The organism is Marinobacter sp. 1-3A (genome assembly GCF_016597775.1).
GTDB classification, from domain to species: Bacteria; Pseudomonadota; Gammaproteobacteria; order Pseudomonadales; family Oleiphilaceae; genus Marinobacter; species Marinobacter xiaoshiensis.
This window is the reverse complement of record NZ_VCGZ01000004.1, coordinates 372,613-388,601: the sequence shown is the minus strand read 5'-3', so window position 1 is coordinate 388,601 and position 15,989 is coordinate 372,613. Positions and strand designations below refer to the sequence as shown.

Below are 15,989 nucleotides of genomic sequence, written 5' to 3'. Positions count from 1 at the left end.
GAATCTTGAAGTTTAACGTAGATCGGTCGTCTGGTGTTTGGTGGCCCTTCCTTCGAAACCCTGCATCACATTCACCACATTTACGCCAATGGCATCCACATCGTAACCGCCTTCCATAGTGAAAACTGTAGGTAGCCTTAGTTGTTCTATACGTTGGCCCAGAGAAAAGTAGTCTTTTGATTTCAATTTAAAGAACGAAATCGGATCTTCCTCGAAGGTATCCACACCCAACGCAATAATCAGAGCGCCTGGCTGGAAATCTGCAATGCGCTTGCAGGCGGTTTCCAGCCCCTTGCTCCACTCGCTGTAGGGCGTTCCAGGAGGATAAATAATGTTGAGGTTATAGCCTTCTCCTTCACCCTCGCCTGTTTCATCCTCAAAGCCCAGAAAGTGTGGGAATACCAGATCAGGATCGCCATGCAGGCTGATGGTCAGTACATCGCTGCGGTCGTAAAAAATGGCCTGGGTGCCGTTGCCGTGGTGAAAATCCACATCGAGAATGGCAACACGCTCGTAGCCTTGATCGCGAAATGCCTGTGCGGCAATAGCGGCGTTATTGAAGAAGCAGTAACCCCCGAATAAATCAGCGTGGGCATGGTGGCCGGGAGGGCGACACAGGGCAAAGGCGGCACGTTCGCCGTTTGCGACCAACTTCTGGGCGGTTAATGCGACATTGGCAGAGGCGCAGGCCGCTTCCCAGGTGCCAGCAGAAATGGAAGTCTCGGCGGCAAAGCTGAAGTAGCCCAGGCGACCGTCTATATCTTTAGGCATGCGGGGGCGCATACCACGGCCACACCATACAGCGGGAATGGCTTCTCCCGGTTTGCCTTCAGCCACCCAGTCGGCCCAGCAGTGCTCAAGAAAAGCCACGTAATCCGGCGTGTGCACGCGCTTTACGGGTGCAAGGCCAAACTCTTCAGGCTCAATCACCTCACCCAGGGTTTGTGATTTCACTCTGGCCAGTATGGTCTCTGCCCGTGATGGCTTCTCATGGGGTTCAATCAGAATGCCGCCGTCCAGTTCGGTTTTAACGCAGCGGAGGCTGTGCAGGGGTGAGAAAACAGTTTTCATGGAGCACTATCCAGGTTGATTTGTCAGCTGACTGTGCCACAGGATTTGCAGTGGCTCAAACGAAACCCGAGTGTTTAAGCGGTGTGCTGTGGGCTATTGTACACGCATGAAAATATGCTAAAAACCAGACGGACCACCATGACTGAACGGGCGTAAAGACAATGTTGTACCCCTTATCGACGCTTGCACTGGCTCCGGTTCTTATCGGGCAGGGAAGCTATGTGCGCAAGGTTACCCCGCGCTTGCCGGAACCCGAGGGTGAGCGTTGCGGTACCCTGGGCTCCGGGCCGGAGCTGCGGCTGCTGATTCTTGGTGACTCTGCCGCGGCGGGCGTTGGTGTGAGCCATCAGCAGGATGCACTGGCAGGCCAGTTGGTCAGGGAACTCGCCAGGGATCACTGCGTGAGCTGGAATTTATTGGCAGAAACCGGTCGCACGGCAGCCGGTGTTATCGAGGCACTCAAAGCCGCACCCAAAGCCCATTACGATGTTGTCCTCGTGTCTGTTGGCGTAAACGATGTGACGGGCCGCACCCGCAACGGGCAGTGGGTGTCAGCCTTGAAGGAGTTGTCGGACCGGTTGATCAATAGCACGGGGGCAACACTCGTACTGTTCACCGCCATCCCGCCTATGCATCTCTTTCCCGCCTTGCCTCAGCCTTTGCGTTGGTACTTGGGCCTGCGGGCCAAACAGTTGAACACATTGATGAAAGGCCTGTGCAATACCGGCTCTTTCGAGAAAGGGCGCCTTGAATATCTGTGTGTGTCCTTTCCCCTGGAACATGGCTACATGGCCTCGGATGGCTTTCATCCCGGCGTGGATGCTTACAGGGTTTGGGCTGAGCATTCCGCGGCCAGTATTCGCAAACTGGCCCAAAATCAGTAGTTTTAGACCCCGCTAGCTAACCACCCCGCATACCCGGCTGCGCTATCGTAACTCTCATGGATACCAGAAGAACGACAATGACTTTGAGAGGTCGGATATGAGCGAGCAGCATTTTGATGTGTTGATCATCGGTGCCGGGGTGTCGGGGATCGGTATGGCCTGCCATCTCCAGCGTGAGTGTCCGGGCAAGTCGTTCGCTATTCTGGAGCGGCGTCAGTCACTCGGTGGTACCTGGGATCTGTTTCGCTACCCGGGCATTCGTTCCGATTCTGACATGTTTACCTTTGGCTATAATTTCCGCCCCTGGACTGGCGGAAAAGTGCTGGCAGACGGCGCTTCCATCAAGAACTATGTCAGCGAAACCGCAAAAGAACACAACGTTGAGCAGCATATTCGCTATGGTCTTGCCGTAAAAGCCGCGGATTGGTCCAGTGCAGAAAAATGCTGGAAGCTGACGGCGGTGAATGAGGCTACCGGTAAAAGCGAAACCTATACGGCCAGTTTTCTGATTGGTTGTACTGGTTACTACAACTACGATCAGGGCTATAAGCCTGATTTTCCCGGCGAAGCGGATTTCAAGGGCCAGGTTGTCCATCCGCAGCACTGGCCGGAAGGCCTTGATTATACCGGCAAGAAAATTGTGGTGATTGGCAGTGGCGCCACGGCGGTCACACTGGTGCCCACGCTGGCGGAGAAAGCCGGGCATGTAACCATGCTGCAGCGCTCGCCCACGTACCTGATGCCCCTGCCGTCGACGGATAAGGTAACCCTGGGCATTCAGAAGGTGCTGCCTGCCAAGGCCGCATACCGGCTGACCCGGGCGCGCAATATTACGGTGTCCCGGTTTCTGTACCAGCGTTCCCGCAAGAACCCCAAGCTCATGCGCCGCCTGTTTCTGGGCATTATCAAGCATCAGGTGGGCGACCAAACCGACATGCGCCACTTTACCCCGAGCTACAATCCCTGGGATCAGCGCCTGTGTGTGGTGAAAGACGGTGACCTTTTCCGCGCATTGAAGGCGGGCAAGGCATCCATGGCAACCGATCATATTGAGCGCTTCACAGAAACCGGTATTCGCCTTAAATCCGGTGAGCATCTGGATGCAGACATCATCGTTCCCGCCACCGGCCTGGATATTCAGATGCTCGGAGGCATCAAGCCGAAAGTAGATGGCCGGGAAGTGGTGTTGAAAAACAAGATTGTTTACAAGAATGTGTTGGTTGAAGGCGTACCCAATGCGGGCATGATCTTTGGTTACACCAATATCTCCTGGACCCTGAAAGCCGATATTGCCAGCGAATACCTGTGCCGCCTGATCAACCACATGGACCAACGCGGGATGCGCGTGGCCGTCGCCAGAGATCACGAAAACAGTCTGGGCGAGGATACCGTAATGGGCGCCCTGGATTCCGGTTACGTCAATCGCGCCGCGGATCGCCTGCCGCGGCAGGGCACTCACGGCCCATGGAAAGCGTCACAGAATTATCTGGCGGATGTAAAAGTGCTGCGGTTTGACCCTATTGAAGATGGCTACATCGAGTTTGATGGCAAGAAAACCAGGGCTCGTGAACGCAAACCTGGTGGCTTTTTCCAGCCTTTGCGTTCTGCACTGTTTGGGGCCTGACTGATCAAAGCCGGGGTGCGGCAAGTGTGCAGCACCCCGAGTTGTTAATCCTTACCCAAGTATGAAGCCCGAATATCGGCCCAGTTGCTCTCTTCCGTTACCCGCAGAACATGCTGCGAGATGACGGCTCTGAGCGGGCTGCCGTCTGGCAGAGCCAGAGCGTAGAGTTGTTCGGCAAACACACCGGGAAGCACCGTCAGCTTATCCTGGCCCAGCTGCAGGTTGCGATACTGCATCAGGGCGCGGTCGTACACTATGGCATCGGTGTCGCCATTGGCCACGGAGAGCATAGCGGAGGTGAGATCCGGGTAGGTCTGGTACCGAACTCGCTGCTCTTCCAGATAGCGCTGGCTGGCGGTTTTGGTAATGGTTGCCACTACTTTTCCGGGCAGATCATCCGCGCCCTGAATGCCGGAGCGCAGGTTGCTCACGGTCAACGAGGATGTGATGGCAGCGGTAAAGCTGGCCACCATTATCAATCCTGCAAACATCCAGACCAGGCCGATCAACCTGCCGGCCAGTGATACCGGTGCTTTGTCGCCATAGCCAACCGTTGTCATGGTAACGGCCGCCCACCAGAAACTGGCACCAATACCTTCTGCGGCGGAACCTCCGAATTGCTCCGGGTTGCGGCGCCGCTCAACCAGCCAAAGCAGAAAACCCACACCTGCCAAGAGCCCGGCCAGGCCAAGAATAACGCTGAGAAATTTCCAGCTTATGAGCGCCTTCAGGCTGCTAAGCAGGCTTGTTTCCGGCACTTGAGGAACCGCAATCGACAGGCCTGTCTGGTAGAAAGGATGGCTGAAATCAAAACGTGCTTCCCGGTCGGCCGTCATGGTCAGGGCGCCGACGGCCACATCAATGTCACCGTTTTCCACCGCGACAAGCAGCTCGTTAAAGCTCATGGGAACCCATTCAAAATCCCGCTCCATGCCTGCGGCTATATCTTCCCAGAGATCGATACTGATGCCTTCCCAGCGCCCATCCTCTGTTTGCATGACAAACGGCGGAACCTTGGTGATGCCAACTTTGAGGGGTTGGTCTTGGGCCTTCGCATGGCTGGAAAGACCCAGGGCGAGCAGGAGAAAACAGGATAGGATTCGTATTAGCATAATTGTGTGTGACCCCTTGCCGGGCCGCATTCCTTGTTGTGGGTTAGCGGTCTTCAATTGACGTAAACTACAGGATTGCCGGTTGCAATTCCTTATGGCTAATTGGTGAGGCCTCTGTTACTGTGCACGCATCCTGCCTCTAAGGATTCTGCAGTTTCCGGCTTTAAGCCGCGTTGCGAACCTCCATACGACCTGTCAGAGGACGTCACCCCGATTACCGGCGCGTGACTGTAGTCGTCTAATATTCCATGAATCTTCATGGCATCTGCCCGCATTCGCCGAGAACGGTGTTCGTGGAGGCAGAACAATCAAGAGTTAATCATATATGAGTTTTTCGTCACTCGGTTTGTCTGAGCAGCTTGTCCGTGCAACCGCCGATCAAGGTTACGATACCCCTTCACCCATTCAGCTTCAGGCCATTCCTGCCGTACTTTCTGGCAAGGATGTTATGGCTGCAGCCCAAACGGGTACCGGGAAAACCGCCGGTTTCACACTGCCATTGCTGCAGCGCCTGGCTGAGAAGCCGCGCACGGGCAAAGGCCCCCGTGTACTTATTTTAGCGCCCACACGGGAACTGGCCGCGCAGGTTCACGATAGCGTAAATCTTTACAGCAAATATGTTCCCACCAAAGCCGCCGTGGTGTTTGGTGGTGTAAAAATCAACCCGCAGATGATGAAGCTGCGTAAAGGCCTGGATGTACTCGTTGCCACACCTGGCCGTTTGATGGATTTGTATCAGCAGAATGCTGTGAAATTCAATGAAGTGGAAATCCTGGTGCTGGACGAAGCCGACCGCATGCTCGACATGGGCTTTATTCGCGACATCAAAAAGATTCTTGCGCTGTTGCCAGCCAAGCGTCAGAACCTGCTGTTCTCAGCTACTTTCTCCGGTGAGATTCGTGCACTGGCTCAAGGCCTGCTGAATAATCCGGTTCAGATTGATGTGGCGGTCAGAAACACCACTGCTGAGTCAGTAAAACAGTCGGTGTACACCGTTGACCAGAGCCAGAAAACCGCGCTGCTGAGCAAACTGGTGCGTGATAACAGCTGGGAACAGGTGCTGGTGTTTACCCGTACCAAGCACGGCGCTAACCGCCTGACCCAGAAGCTGGAAAATGACGGCATTACCGCTGCCGCCATCCATGGCAACAAGTCCCAGGGTGCTCGTACCCGTGCACTGGCCGATTTTAAAGCCGGAGAAGTGCGCGTGTTGGTAGCGACGGATATTGCTGCCCGTGGCCTGGACATCAAACAGTTGCCCCAGGTGGTTAACTTCGAGCTGCCCAACGTGCCGGAAGACTATGTTCACCGCATCGGCCGTACCGGTCGCGCGGGTGAAAGTGGCCATGCCTTGTCGTTGGTAAGCGCTGATGAGCTCAAGATGCTGGTTGGCATCGAAAAGTTGATCAAGAAGCAGTTGCCGCGCAAGGAAGTGGAAGGATTCGAGCCCAAGAACCACGTGGCCATGAAGCCTAAAGCCAAGGCAGACCCGAGCAAGGCTCGCAATCGCAGTGGTGGTAACGGACGGCCTGGCAGTAAGCCACGCAGCTTTGGCGATAAGCCTGGTGGGCGTAGCGGTGGTCGCAGCCAGAATGGCGGTGGTCAGCGTGGGCGTTCAAGCCAGAGTGCGTGAAGCCCGATAGGCCTCAGCAAACTGAATAAACAATGCGGAGCTTAGGCTCCGCATTGTTGTTTTCGGGGATCAGAACTTGTAGGTGAAGCCTACCATGTAGACCATCGGGTCGATTTCGACTTCGAACTTGTCGGTCTGAGCCACGTAGTTTCCTGCGCCGTCGTAGACTTTTACAGTGGCATCCGTATTGATGTCTGCCCACCAGATAGCTGCGTTCAGGCCAAAGTTTTTGCTCAGCATGTAGTCAACGCCTACTTCAAATGCAACGCCAACACTGTCGTCCAGCTCGAGCTCGCTAGAAGCGGCGCCAATGGCATTGTTCAAATCTGCAGAGGTTTTCTCTTCAAAGAATGTAGTGTAGTTGACGCCCACGCCTACAAAAGGCTGTAGCGCAGATGCACTGTGCATCGGGAAATATTGCAGTGTCAGCGTAGGCGGCAAGTGCTTGGTTTCACCCAGCTTTACGCTGCCTGGAATATCACCTCCGCCATTTATGTTGTGTTTGAACGGTGTTGCACCCAGCACACCAATGCCAAGATGGTTGGTGAACATATAAGTGGCGCGAAGGCCGAGCTGCGTGTTGGTGTCAACGCTAACTTTTGAATCTACCGCTGGCCCCAGAAGCGGTGCGCCGCCTACTGTGATTGATGCACTCGAATCATCCGGTGCTACATGCACAGCACCTGCACGCAGAATGAAATCGCCAGCTTCAAAAGCCTGGGCTGCGGGCGCAACGGCCATAACTGCAGCTGCCATAACACTAAGTTTGAACGTACGGGACATATATATCTCCTGAGAACCTGAATCGTTGTTGCGTTCAGATTAAAGATCATGGAGATAGAGAACTTGATATAGCGCAATAATTGCGGGTAGGTGATCTGTGTTACAGCGCCTGATTGACGTAACTCAAGAAAAGGTACGGGAGTGTAGTTTTGCGGATTGTCAGGCGGTGTCTTTTTTGCTGCCAGGCACAGCATCACCGGAAACAAACACATCCCGCACGGTGACAGGATTACCTTCTGCGTTGTGCACCTGAACGGCTTGTATAGGCTGCCCTGTCGCTTTGTCCCTAAGGTCCAGAGGTGTCTCGTCGGGTGCCGGGTTCCATTTGTCTCCCCATTGGCGCAGAGCAATAACAACAGGGAACAGATCCCGGCCTTTTTCGGTGAGGCGGTACTCAAAACGGGAGCCGTGCTCGCCCACATCCACTTTTTTCAATACGCCGTTATCGACCAGTCTGGCCAGGCGGTCACACAAGATATTTTTGGCAATACCCAGCTCCTGCTGAAAATCCACAAAGCGACGGGTACCGTACATAGCGTGCAGCACAATAAGCAGGGACCACCAATCGCCTACCTGGTTCAGGGCGCGGGCGACGGAGCAGTTGGAGTCATCAAAACGTTTTCTGGCCATGACAAGAAGTGTACATAATAAGGTTGCATCTTAAAACCAGATTAAATAAAGTTGCGTTAAGAGACCAGATTAGTAAGGTAGCTACCATGCAGCCATGCCACACTAATCAATAGTCATCACCAACATCAAATTTTGCGGAGTAGCCACAGATGACCACCAACCTGGGCCCTATGTTTCAACCCTTTGATATTCACAACCTCACGCTGCGCAATCGGGTCGCCATGGCGCCAATGACCCGCAATTTCTCGCCCAAAGGCGTGCCGGGGGAGAACGTAGTGGCTTATTACCAGCGCCGGGCCGAAGCAGGCGTTGGCCTTATCATCACGGAAGGCACAACGGTGAATCATGCCGGTGCCAATGGCTACCCCAATGTGCCCCAGTTTCATGGTGAAGAAGCCTTGGCTGGCTGGAAAAACGTGGTAGATGCTGTACACGAAGCTGGCGGAGCCATTTTTCCGCAGCTTTGGCACGTGGGTGCGGTGCGTAAAGAAGGTACAGAGCCAGATCCTGCCGTTCCCGGCTACAGCCCATCAGGGTTGTTTGCGCCAGGAAAGCCAAACGGTAAGGCGATGAGCAAAGAGGATATTGCGGATGTGGTCAAGGCATTCGCAGATGCCGCACAGGATGCCAAAGCACTCGGGTTTGACGGCGTAGAGATTCACGGCGCTCACGGCTATCTGCTGGACCAGTTCCTGTGGGAAGGCACCAACCAGCGGGATGATGAATACGGCGGCAGCATGGAAAATCGCCTGCGCTTCGTTGTAGAAATAGTAGAAGCGGTTCGCCACCGAGTAGGCCCGGAGTTCCCCATCATGCTGCGCTTCTCGCAGTGGAAGCAGCAGGATTACGAAGCAAAACTGGTTAACAGCCCGGAAGAGTTGGAACAGTTCCTGAAGCCGCTGGTTGAAGCCGGTGTGGATATTTTCCACGCATCAACCCGCCGTTTCTGGGAGCCGGAGTTTGAAGGTTCCAACCTTAACCTGGCAGGCTGGACGCAGAAGCTGTCTGGCAAGCCCACCATGTCGGTAGGCAGCGTTGGCCTGACCGAAGATTTCATCAGTGGCACCATGGCCAGCAAGCAAGAGTCGGTAGAGCAGTCGGGTATCGACGAGCTGGTAGAGCGCATGAACAACCACGAATTTGAACTGATTGCCGTGGGCCGCGCACTTCTACAGGACCCGGAATGGCTGACCAAAGTGCAGGAAGGACGACTTGGCGAAGTAGACGATTTCGTCCGTAAATCCCTCACCAAACTTTACTGAGACTGGACTGAATATTTCCTGTCTGTAACAGCACACCCCCATTGTCTGAGCGTATGATGGGGGTGTTTTTTTATGGGTGGAATTTCACGGGAGGAACGGTAATGTCTTTTAAGAACAGTCTGTCAGTGTTGATGCTTGCGAGCCTGCTGGCGTTTGCAGGTTGTGCGACGGTGGGTAAGGATTTTTCCACACACAATATTGACCAGATCACCCAGGGTGAAACCACCCGGGCCGAGATTCAGGAAATGTTTGGGGAGCCTTGGCGCACAGGCGTTGAAGACGGCAAGCGCACCTGGACTTACGGCAAGTACCGCTGGTCTGCCTTCGGTGATGCAGAAACTACGGATCTGGTAGTTCGGTTCAATCCCGACGGAACCGTAGCTTCTTACGTTTTTAACACCACCGAGTAAGCGGGCTTAGTCCCTCAGCCCACTAACAAGCTTGTCGATGCTGTCTTTGGCATCTCCAAACAGCATGCGGGCGTTGTCCTTGAAGAATAGCGGGTTTTCCACACCGGAATAACCCGTTGCCATGCCCCGCTTAAGAATCACCACTTGCCGTGCTTTCCACACCTCCAGTACCGGCATACCCGCAATCGGGCTGCCCGGGTCTTCTGCTGCGGCAGGGTTCACCGTGTCGTTGGCTCCAATAACCAGCACCACGTCTGTGGTTGGGAAATCCTCGTTGATTTCGTCCATCTCCAACACTATGTCGTAGGGCACATGGGCTTCTGCCAGCAATACGTTCATGTGCCCGGGTAGACGGCCGGCAACGGGGTGGATGCCAAAGCGCACATCCACGCCACGCTCCCGCAACAGTTTGGTCATGTCGCTCACCCCGCTCTGAGCCTGCGCCACCGCCATGCCGTAACCCGGTACGATAATGACGGAATCAGCATTGCGTAACTCCTCGCACACTTCGTCTGCGCTGGCTTCCAATGCTGTTCGATCGTCAGGGTCTGCGCTTGCAGAACTGCTGCTGGTTTGGCCGAATCCGCCGAGGATTACACTGATGAACGACCGGTTCATGGCCTTGCACATGATGTAACTGAGAATGGCACCGCTGCTGCCCACCAGTGCGCCGGTCACGATCAACAGGTCGTTGCCCAGCATGAACCCGATGGAGGCTGCGGCCCAGCCGGAATAACTGTTGAGCATGGACACCACCACCGGCATGTCGGCACCGCCAATGGCCATGATGAGGTGAATGCCCAACACTGCCGCCACGATCGTCATAAGCACCAGGGCAAGTATGCCCAGCGCCATGCTTTCGGTACCCAGGAACCAGGCGCCCAGCAGAATAGACACCGCTATCGCAGCCAGATTCATCAGATGCCGGCCGGGGAGGGTGAGAGCCTTGCTGTCGATACGGCCATCCAGCTTGCCGCAGGCCACAAGGGAGCCGGTAAAAGTTATGGCGCCGATAAAGATACCCACAAACACTTCCACCAGTTTGATGGTGTGCTCGGCACCCGTGCTGTGAATCAGCGGATCTATATAACCGGTAAAGCCCACTAATACTGCCGCCAGGCCGACAAAACTGTGCAGCAATGCCACCAGTTGTGGCATCTGGGTCATTTCTACCTTGTTGGCAATGGCGATGCCAATGCTGGCACCCACCAGCACCGCAATCACGATGGCAACAAGCCCACTGTCACTGACGCTGGTCATGGTGGCGACCAATGCAATGAGAATGCCGGCTACCCCGTAAAGATTGCCCCGGCGTGCGGATTCCTGATTGCTCAGGCCTCCCAGGCTGAGGATAAACAATACGCTGGCGACCACGTAGGCCACACTAACGAGTCCTGTACTCATGGTGGTCGCCTCCTACTTGCGGAACATTTTGAGCATGCGATGGGTAACCCGGAAGCCACCCCCTACGTTGATGCTGGCAATCAGCACCGCCACAAACGCCAGAACCCCGACCACGGCGTTCTCTGCCTGGGCCAGGTGCAACATGGCACCAATCACGATAATGCCACTGATGGCGTTGGTGACACTCATCAGAGGTGTGTGCAGGGAAGCCGTGACGTTCCACACCACCTGCCAGCCGATAAAACACGCCAGCACGAACACGGTGAAGTGCCGCAGGAAGCTCTCCGGTGCATAGGCGCCAACGCCATAAAGAGCCGCAAGGGTGACGACCAACACGGCCCCCTTACCGATCAGGCTACGGCGTTGGGATTCCTTGTGTGCCGCCGCTTTTTGTTCTGCCGAAGGTTCTTCTGTGCCTGGTGCAGGCTTGGGGCTGGTGGGTGTTTGCGGCTGCGGTGGCGGCCAGGTTACGTCCTTGCCCAGCACCACGGTGAGGCCACGAATCACGTCGTCCTCCATGTTCACTTTTGGCTGGCCGTCTTTCTCCGGTGTCAGTTCAGTCACCAGATGAAACAGGTTGGTGGCATAGAGATCGCTGGCCACCTTGGCCATACGGCTGGGAAGATCCGTGTAGCCGATCAGCGTAACGTCGTGCTGCTCGACAATTTTTCCGGGCTCGGTAAGCTCGCAATTGCCGCCTCGTTCCGATGCCAGATCCACAATCACGCTGCCGGGCTTCATGGATTTCACCATCTCCGCCGTGATCAGTTTCGGCGCGGGCTTACCTGGAATCAGGGCGGTGGTAATGATGATATCTACCTCTTTGGCTTGTTCTGCGAATAGCGCCATTTCCGCCTTGATAAACTCGTCGCTCATCTGCTTGGCGTAACCGCCTGCACCACTGCCTTCTTCCTCGCCAAAATCCAGCTGCAGAAATTCGGCGCCGATGCTTTCAATCTGTTCCTTCACTTCCAGCCGGGTGTCGAAGGCCCGGACGATGGCCCCCAGACTATTGGCTGCGCCCACCGCCGCAAGCCCTGCCACACCAGCGCCAATAACCATTACTTTGGCTGGCGGCACCTTGCCTGCGGCTGTTATCTGGCCTGTAAAAAAGCGCCCGAAGTGATTGGCGGCCTCCACTACCGCACGATACCCGGCGATGTTGGCCATGGCGCTCAGAGCATCCATTTTCTGGGCCCGGCTTATGCGGGGCAGGCTGTCGATGGCAAAGGTGGTGATGTTACGGGCCGCCAGCTGGTTCAGAAGCTCGGCGTTCTGGGCGGGCCAAATGTAGCTGATGAGAAAGCCCCCTTCCTTCATCAGGTCGGCCTCATGCTTGCCCAGAGCCGGGTTCAGCATGGGTGCGCGAACCTTCAGAATGATATCTGCCTCGCGCCAAAGGGATTGAGCATCCGCGGCAATGGAAGCGCCAACGGCTTCATAAGCTTCGTCGCGATAGTGCGCCGCTTCGCCTGCGCCGGATTCAACTCTTACCTCATAGCCCAGGTTGATCAGTTTGTGCACGGAAGGCGGTGTGGCTGCAACTCGCCGTTCGTCTGTGAATATCTCTTTTGGAATGCCAATCTTCATGATGCAAACGCCCTGTGTTTGAACCGATGAAAGGAAGGAGAACTACCTTCATCCTAGTGCAAGCTCAGGACTTTGCCTGCCATACGTTCTGTTGCGTACGGCAGAAATCCGGATAAGGCGCTATGCTTTGCGTTTTTGCACATACCGGAATTTTTTCGATGATTGAGATGTTTTTCAGCACCTATATCAGCAGCACCATTCGCTTTCTGTTTCTGCTGGCGCCTTTCTTTGCGGTGTCCATGTTTATCGCCTTGACCCGCGGTTTGCCCGCAGCTGAAAAAGCCTCGATCATTCGCCGGGCGTGCATTGCTGCATCCATAATGGGTGTCTTGTTGTTCTTCGGCGGCCCGGTTCTATTCAGTGCCATTGGCATTACTCTGAACTCCTTCCGTATTGGTGCCGGCACCCTGCTGTTCCTCACGGCCATTAGCCTCGTCACCAGCGGCACCCGCAACCATGCCACCGGCCTGCCCGAAGAAGAGCGTGATGATGTAGCCGTGGTGCCCCTGGCGGTGCCGATTATGATTGGGCCAGCCACCATTGGTGCCATTCTGGTTTATGGTGCAGAGCTCAAGCATGCGCCGGAAGTTGCCGGAGGCCTGCTGGGATTGCTTTCTGGTTTGCTGATTCTGGGCATATTGCTGCACCTGTCCGGGTATCTGGAAAAAGCCTTGGGCAAAACCGGCCTAAACATTCTCTCCAAAATCAGCGGTCTGGTACTCTCAGCCATGGCTGCTGAAATTGTACTGACAGGCATCACAGGCTTTATCGCCAGTTCGGGTTTAATGGGAGCATAAGGGGGCTCAATGTCCGCTGATACCATAGAACACAACCGCAACCGACAGGATTTCTCCGGTATCGACTCGATCTGGTTGTTTGGTTATGGCTCGTTGATTTACAAAGTGGATTTCCCGTACCTGGAAAAACGCCCCGCCTCTATTCAGGGCTGGGCCCGCCGGTTCTGGCAGGGTTCTCACGATCATCGGGGTACGCCGGAAGCGCCGGGCAGGGTGGTAACGCTTGTTGAGACTCCCGGAGCTACCTGCAAAGGCATGGCGTTCCGGGTATCACCGAAAGTGTTCGAGCATTTGGATGTCCGGGAAAAGAATGGCTACCTGCGTTTCACCACAACCTTGACGTTCGATAACGGCAGTCATGGTGAGGGGCTGGTTTACATTGCCACTGAGGATAACGAAGCTTTCCTTGGCGAGGCGCCGGATGAAGATATAGCGCGGCAGATTGCTTCTGCGGTTGGGCCGAGTGGTCCTAACTCCGAATACCTGCTCAGGCTCGCTGAATCGTTGCGCGCACTGGGTGATGAGTGTGCTCATACTTTCGCAATTGAGTCGTGCCTCAAGAAAACCTCCTGAACAAGAGCCTTGGCTTCGGGGAAGCAACCGAGGGCGGGGCACCTTCCGAAACACGCTGTGAATACGTCCGTGTACGCTTGGCTCCGCCATCCCTGGCTCCGCACAGTTTCGGAAGGTGCCCCGCCCTCAGTTGCGTCAGGCTTTGGCGGTGGCCGCTTGGTGATCATCCCGGGTAGCAGGATTAAAGCCTCTGGGAGGTGATTTGCGGCGTTGGTTCAGGCCGATCATCACCAGCGGCACAACAACCATCAAGCTGCCCACCAGGAACCACCAGTCGGGCACCTCGTTAAACCAGATCCAGCCAATAGCTACTGCCCAAATCAACCCTGTGTATTCGGCGCTGGTCACCTGATTGGCATCTACCTGTCGGTAGGCCAATAGAACGGTGATGTTGTAGCCCAGAATAAAAAATGCTGAAGCCGCCGCGGTAAACAAAATCTCTGGATGCCAGGTAGCACCTTGCTGCCATTCCCATATAGCGAGCAGACCGGCTGCGGGAATGACCAGTAAATAGTTTAGAAACAGCTTGTGCACAGTGCTTTGGCCCTTGGGTAACTTGCGCACCATCACCGCGTTGATTGCCAGTGTGAGGGCAGATCCCAGCGCCGCCACAACCGCCCAGTTGAACTCCACCGGGCGCAGGATAACGATGATGCCTGCAAAACCGCTGAAGACTGCAAGCACACTCAGTGGCGACAGTGACTCCCGGAAGATAACCACCGAAAACACCATCACCAGAATCGGTGCCGCGTAAAATACGGCGTTGGCCGTGGCCAGAGGCAGGTTGCTCAAGGCAACAATCATGCACAGCAGGCCTACCAGATGAACGTGCGCCCTGATAGCGTGTACTTTGATGCCGGAGAACAGGTTTTTCCGGTCGATCTTGCGGGCCAAAGGCAGCAAGAAAACAAGGGTGATGAGGCAGCGTAGAAATGCGAACTGCAGAATCGGTGCGCCCGGCTCCATGAGCTTGATAAACACGTCAGATATCAGCGCCATGGCGTTGCCAAGCACAAGCAAAAGAATGGCGCTGTTTACGGTTTTACCTGACATGCTTTCTTATCCTGAAACTCGGGGTGAAATAAAACGCACACGTGGGAAGTGGCAGTTGTAGCCTACATGGGTTTTAATATCCGATAAAATGATGAATATTCACCAAGTATTAGAAAAATAGATAATGAAGCTGCCCCCTCTCAAAGCATTGCCCGTATTTGAAGCGGTTGCTCGCCTCAACAGCTTTTCAATGGCTGCTCAGGAATTGTCGGTAACCCAGAGTGCGGTGAGCCATCAGATAAAGCAGCTGGAAACCTATCTGGGGGAACGGCTGTTCTGGCGCAGCGGGCGCACACTCGCGTTGACCGATGAGGGGCGGCAGTATCTGGATGCCGTCAGTACCGCGTTGCTGCAAATCGAGCGGGCCAGTGAAAAACTGCTGGGGCATGAAGAGTCCCGGTTACGGCTCGCGCTGTTCAGTTCCTTCGCCGTGCGCTGGCTGGTACCAAGATTGCCAGACTTGCAACGGCAGCACCCGCAGGTAGAACTGGCGCTGGAAATGACCAGTGAAAACCCGGTGCTGTCTGATCGGGTAGCAGACTGCTTTATTACCATCCACAGGGATTCCCCGGCATACAGTTACGAGCTTTTGTATGTGGAGCGGCTTTTCCCCGTGTGCAGTCAGGATTATTGGCAGCGCATCTGCAGAGAGTTAGGGCGGGAAACCGATGTGACCGGCCATGATGAACCAGCCATGACTCAGGCGGAGATAGCCCGCTTCCCCCTGTTATCTACCCACAGTATTTACGACAAAGCCGCTGGCGACTGGGAAGCCTGGTATCAAACCGTGGATGAATCCCTGCCTTCCGGCGCTCGCGTACAGCATTTCAGCCACATGCTGCTGGCGCTGGAGGCGGCGCGCTATCACCAGGGTATAGCGCTGACCAACGACTACATGTTGAGTACCCGTAAGGATTCAGAAGAGTTTGTGCGCTTGCCTTGCCACCCGCTGGTGACCGGCGACCGGTTCTATTTTGCCTGGAAAACCAGCCGGCGAAGGGAACGAAGCATTCAGCTGCTGAGGGGTTGGCTGGTGGATGAAGCCGTCAGAGGGGGACTCAGGTCACAATGATGTAAAATTGACCCTTTGTGTCGGCCTTTCCGGCGCTGGTGCTATCGGAGAATGATGTTGCAGCGGGTATCCTTGCATCAACAGAAATAAA

Annotated in this window: 15 protein-coding genes; 8 read left to right on the top strand and 7 right to left on the bottom strand. The window is 55.2% G+C overall.

Annotated features, from left to right (window positions below; genetic code table 11):
* Nucleotides 1–12: 12 nt before the first annotated feature.
* Nucleotides 13–1,071, bottom strand: coding sequence for a histone deacetylase family protein (locus FE848_RS08935; protein ID WP_200202436.1), 1,059 nt, complete (start codon nt 1,069–1,071; stop codon nt 13–15).
* A 161-nt stretch (nt 1,072–1,232) separates the two neighbouring features.
* Here FE848_RS08935 and FE848_RS08930 point away from each other — a divergent pair, with 161 nt between their 5' ends.
* Nucleotides 1,233–1,955, top strand: coding sequence for an SGNH/GDSL hydrolase family protein (locus FE848_RS08930; RefSeq protein WP_200202435.1), 723 nt, complete (start codon nt 1,233–1,235; stop codon nt 1,953–1,955).
* 97 nt (nt 1,956–2,052) lie between these two features.
* Nucleotides 2,053–3,579, top strand: a complete 1,527-nt coding sequence (locus FE848_RS08925; protein WP_200202434.1) for a flavin-containing monooxygenase — start codon at nt 2,053–2,055, stop codon at nt 3,577–3,579.
* Nucleotides 3,580–3,623: 44 nt separating this feature from the next.
* Here the strand turns inward: FE848_RS08925 and FE848_RS08920 are convergent, their stop codons facing one another.
* A complete protein-coding gene (locus tag FE848_RS08920) occupies nt 3,624–4,691 on the bottom strand; it encodes a transporter substrate-binding domain-containing protein (RefSeq protein ID WP_200202433.1) in 1,068 nt (355 codons plus the stop codon).
* Nucleotides 4,692–5,016: 325 nt separating this feature from the next.
* On the opposite strand from FE848_RS08920, the gene FE848_RS08915 reads away from it, so the two are divergent.
* The gene (locus FE848_RS08915; RefSeq protein WP_200202432.1) at nt 5,017–6,324 is read left to right on the top strand and encodes a DEAD/DEAH box helicase; all 1,308 of its coding nucleotides are present in this window, start codon (nt 5,017–5,019) and stop codon (nt 6,322–6,324) included.
* A gap of 69 nt (nt 6,325–6,393) precedes the next feature.
* Here FE848_RS08915 and FE848_RS08910 read toward each other — a convergent pair whose 3' ends face one another.
* Nucleotides 6,394–7,107 carry an OmpW/AlkL family protein gene (locus tag FE848_RS08910; RefSeq protein WP_200202431.1) on the bottom strand — a complete coding sequence of 238 codons (714 nt, stop codon included), beginning with the start codon at nt 7,105–7,107 and terminating at the stop codon, nt 6,394–6,396.
* A 159-nt stretch (nt 7,108–7,266) separates the two neighbouring features.
* The gene (locus FE848_RS08905; RefSeq protein ID WP_200202430.1) at nt 7,267–7,737 is read right to left on the bottom strand and encodes a winged helix-turn-helix transcriptional regulator; all 471 of its coding nucleotides are present in this window, start codon (nt 7,735–7,737) and stop codon (nt 7,267–7,269) included.
* A 149-nt stretch (nt 7,738–7,886) separates the two neighbouring features.
* On the opposite strand from FE848_RS08905, the gene FE848_RS08900 reads away from it, so the two are divergent.
* On the top strand, nt 7,887–8,999 hold the full coding sequence (locus FE848_RS08900) for an NADH:flavin oxidoreductase (protein ID WP_200202429.1): 1,113 nt from the start codon (nt 7,887–7,889) through the stop codon (nt 8,997–8,999).
* 101 nt (nt 9,000–9,100) lie between these two features.
* The gene (gene bamE / locus FE848_RS08895) at nt 9,101–9,409 is read left to right on the top strand and encodes an outer membrane protein assembly factor BamE (RefSeq protein ID WP_200202428.1); all 309 of its coding nucleotides are present in this window, start codon (nt 9,101–9,103) and stop codon (nt 9,407–9,409) included.
* Nucleotides 9,410–9,415: 6 nt separating this feature from the next.
* Here the strand turns inward: bamE and pntB are convergent, their stop codons facing one another.
* Together pntB and FE848_RS08885 are read right to left on the bottom strand one after the other, a co-directional pair.
* Complete coding sequence (gene pntB / locus FE848_RS08890; protein WP_200202427.1) at nt 9,416–10,813, bottom strand: Re/Si-specific NAD(P)(+) transhydrogenase subunit beta; 1,398 nt, start codon at nt 10,811–10,813, stop codon at nt 9,416–9,418.
* A 12-nt stretch (nt 10,814–10,825) separates the two neighbouring features.
* A complete protein-coding gene (locus FE848_RS08885) occupies nt 10,826–12,403 on the bottom strand; it encodes a Re/Si-specific NAD(P)(+) transhydrogenase subunit alpha (RefSeq protein ID WP_200202426.1) in 1,578 nt (525 codons plus the stop codon).
* A 158-nt stretch (nt 12,404–12,561) separates the two neighbouring features.
* On the opposite strand from FE848_RS08885, the gene FE848_RS08880 reads away from it, so the two are divergent.
* Complete coding sequence (locus FE848_RS08880; protein WP_200202425.1) at nt 12,562–13,200, top strand: MarC family protein; 639 nt, start codon at nt 12,562–12,564, stop codon at nt 13,198–13,200.
* Nucleotides 13,201–13,209: 9 nt separating this feature from the next.
* Complete coding sequence (locus tag FE848_RS08875; RefSeq protein ID WP_200202424.1) at nt 13,210–13,773, top strand: gamma-glutamylcyclotransferase; 564 nt, start codon at nt 13,210–13,212, stop codon at nt 13,771–13,773.
* Between the two features lie 135 nt (nt 13,774–13,908).
* On the opposite strand, the gene FE848_RS08870 is transcribed toward FE848_RS08875, so the two are convergent.
* Nucleotides 13,909–14,826, bottom strand: coding sequence for a DMT family transporter (locus FE848_RS08870; protein ID WP_200202423.1), 918 nt, complete (start codon nt 14,824–14,826; stop codon nt 13,909–13,911).
* 124 nt (nt 14,827–14,950) lie between these two features.
* On the opposite strand from FE848_RS08870, the gene FE848_RS08865 reads away from it, so the two are divergent.
* The gene (locus tag FE848_RS08865) at nt 14,951–15,898 is read left to right on the top strand and encodes a LysR family transcriptional regulator (RefSeq protein ID WP_200202422.1); all 948 of its coding nucleotides are present in this window, start codon (nt 14,951–14,953) and stop codon (nt 15,896–15,898) included.
* Nucleotides 15,899–15,989: the final 91 nt, after the last annotated feature.

Excerpts from the sequence above, each read along its gene's own strand:
- bamE (WP_200202428.1), top strand. The coding sequence starts at position 9,101 with ATGTCTTTTAAGAACAGTCTGTCAGTGTTGATGCTTGCGAGCCTGCTG.
- FE848_RS08885 (WP_200202426.1), bottom strand. The coding sequence starts at position 12,403 with ATGAAGATTGGCATTCCAAAAGAGATATTCACAGACGAACGGCGAGTT.
- FE848_RS08920 (WP_200202433.1), bottom strand. The coding sequence starts at position 4,691 with ATGCTAATACGAATCCTATCCTGTTTTCTCCTGCTCGCCCTGGGTCTT.
- FE848_RS08915 (WP_200202432.1), top strand. The coding sequence starts at position 5,017 with ATGAGTTTTTCGTCACTCGGTTTGTCTGAGCAGCTTGTCCGTGCAACC.
- FE848_RS08865 (WP_200202422.1), top strand. The coding sequence starts at position 14,951 with ATGAAGCTGCCCCCTCTCAAAGCATTGCCCGTATTTGAAGCGGTTGCT.
- FE848_RS08900 (WP_200202429.1), top strand. The coding sequence starts at position 7,887 with ATGACCACCAACCTGGGCCCTATGTTTCAACCCTTTGATATTCACAAC.
- FE848_RS08905 (WP_200202430.1), bottom strand. The coding sequence starts at position 7,737 with ATGGCCAGAAAACGTTTTGATGACTCCAACTGCTCCGTCGCCCGCGCC.
- FE848_RS08910 (WP_200202431.1), bottom strand. The coding sequence starts at position 7,107 with ATGTCCCGTACGTTCAAACTTAGTGTTATGGCAGCTGCAGTTATGGCC.
- pntB (WP_200202427.1), bottom strand. The coding sequence starts at position 10,813 with ATGAGTACAGGACTCGTTAGTGTGGCCTACGTGGTCGCCAGCGTATTG.
- FE848_RS08925 (WP_200202434.1), top strand. The coding sequence starts at position 2,053 with ATGAGCGAGCAGCATTTTGATGTGTTGATCATCGGTGCCGGGGTGTCG.
- FE848_RS08930 (WP_200202435.1), top strand. The coding sequence starts at position 1,233 with ATGTTGTACCCCTTATCGACGCTTGCACTGGCTCCGGTTCTTATCGGG.
- FE848_RS08880 (WP_200202425.1), top strand. The coding sequence starts at position 12,562 with ATGATTGAGATGTTTTTCAGCACCTATATCAGCAGCACCATTCGCTTT.
- FE848_RS08875 (WP_200202424.1), top strand. The coding sequence starts at position 13,210 with ATGTCCGCTGATACCATAGAACACAACCGCAACCGACAGGATTTCTCC.
- FE848_RS08870 (WP_200202423.1), bottom strand. The coding sequence starts at position 14,826 with ATGTCAGGTAAAACCGTAAACAGCGCCATTCTTTTGCTTGTGCTTGGC.
- FE848_RS08935 (WP_200202436.1), bottom strand. The coding sequence starts at position 1,071 with ATGAAAACTGTTTTCTCACCCCTGCACAGCCTCCGCTGCGTTAAAACC.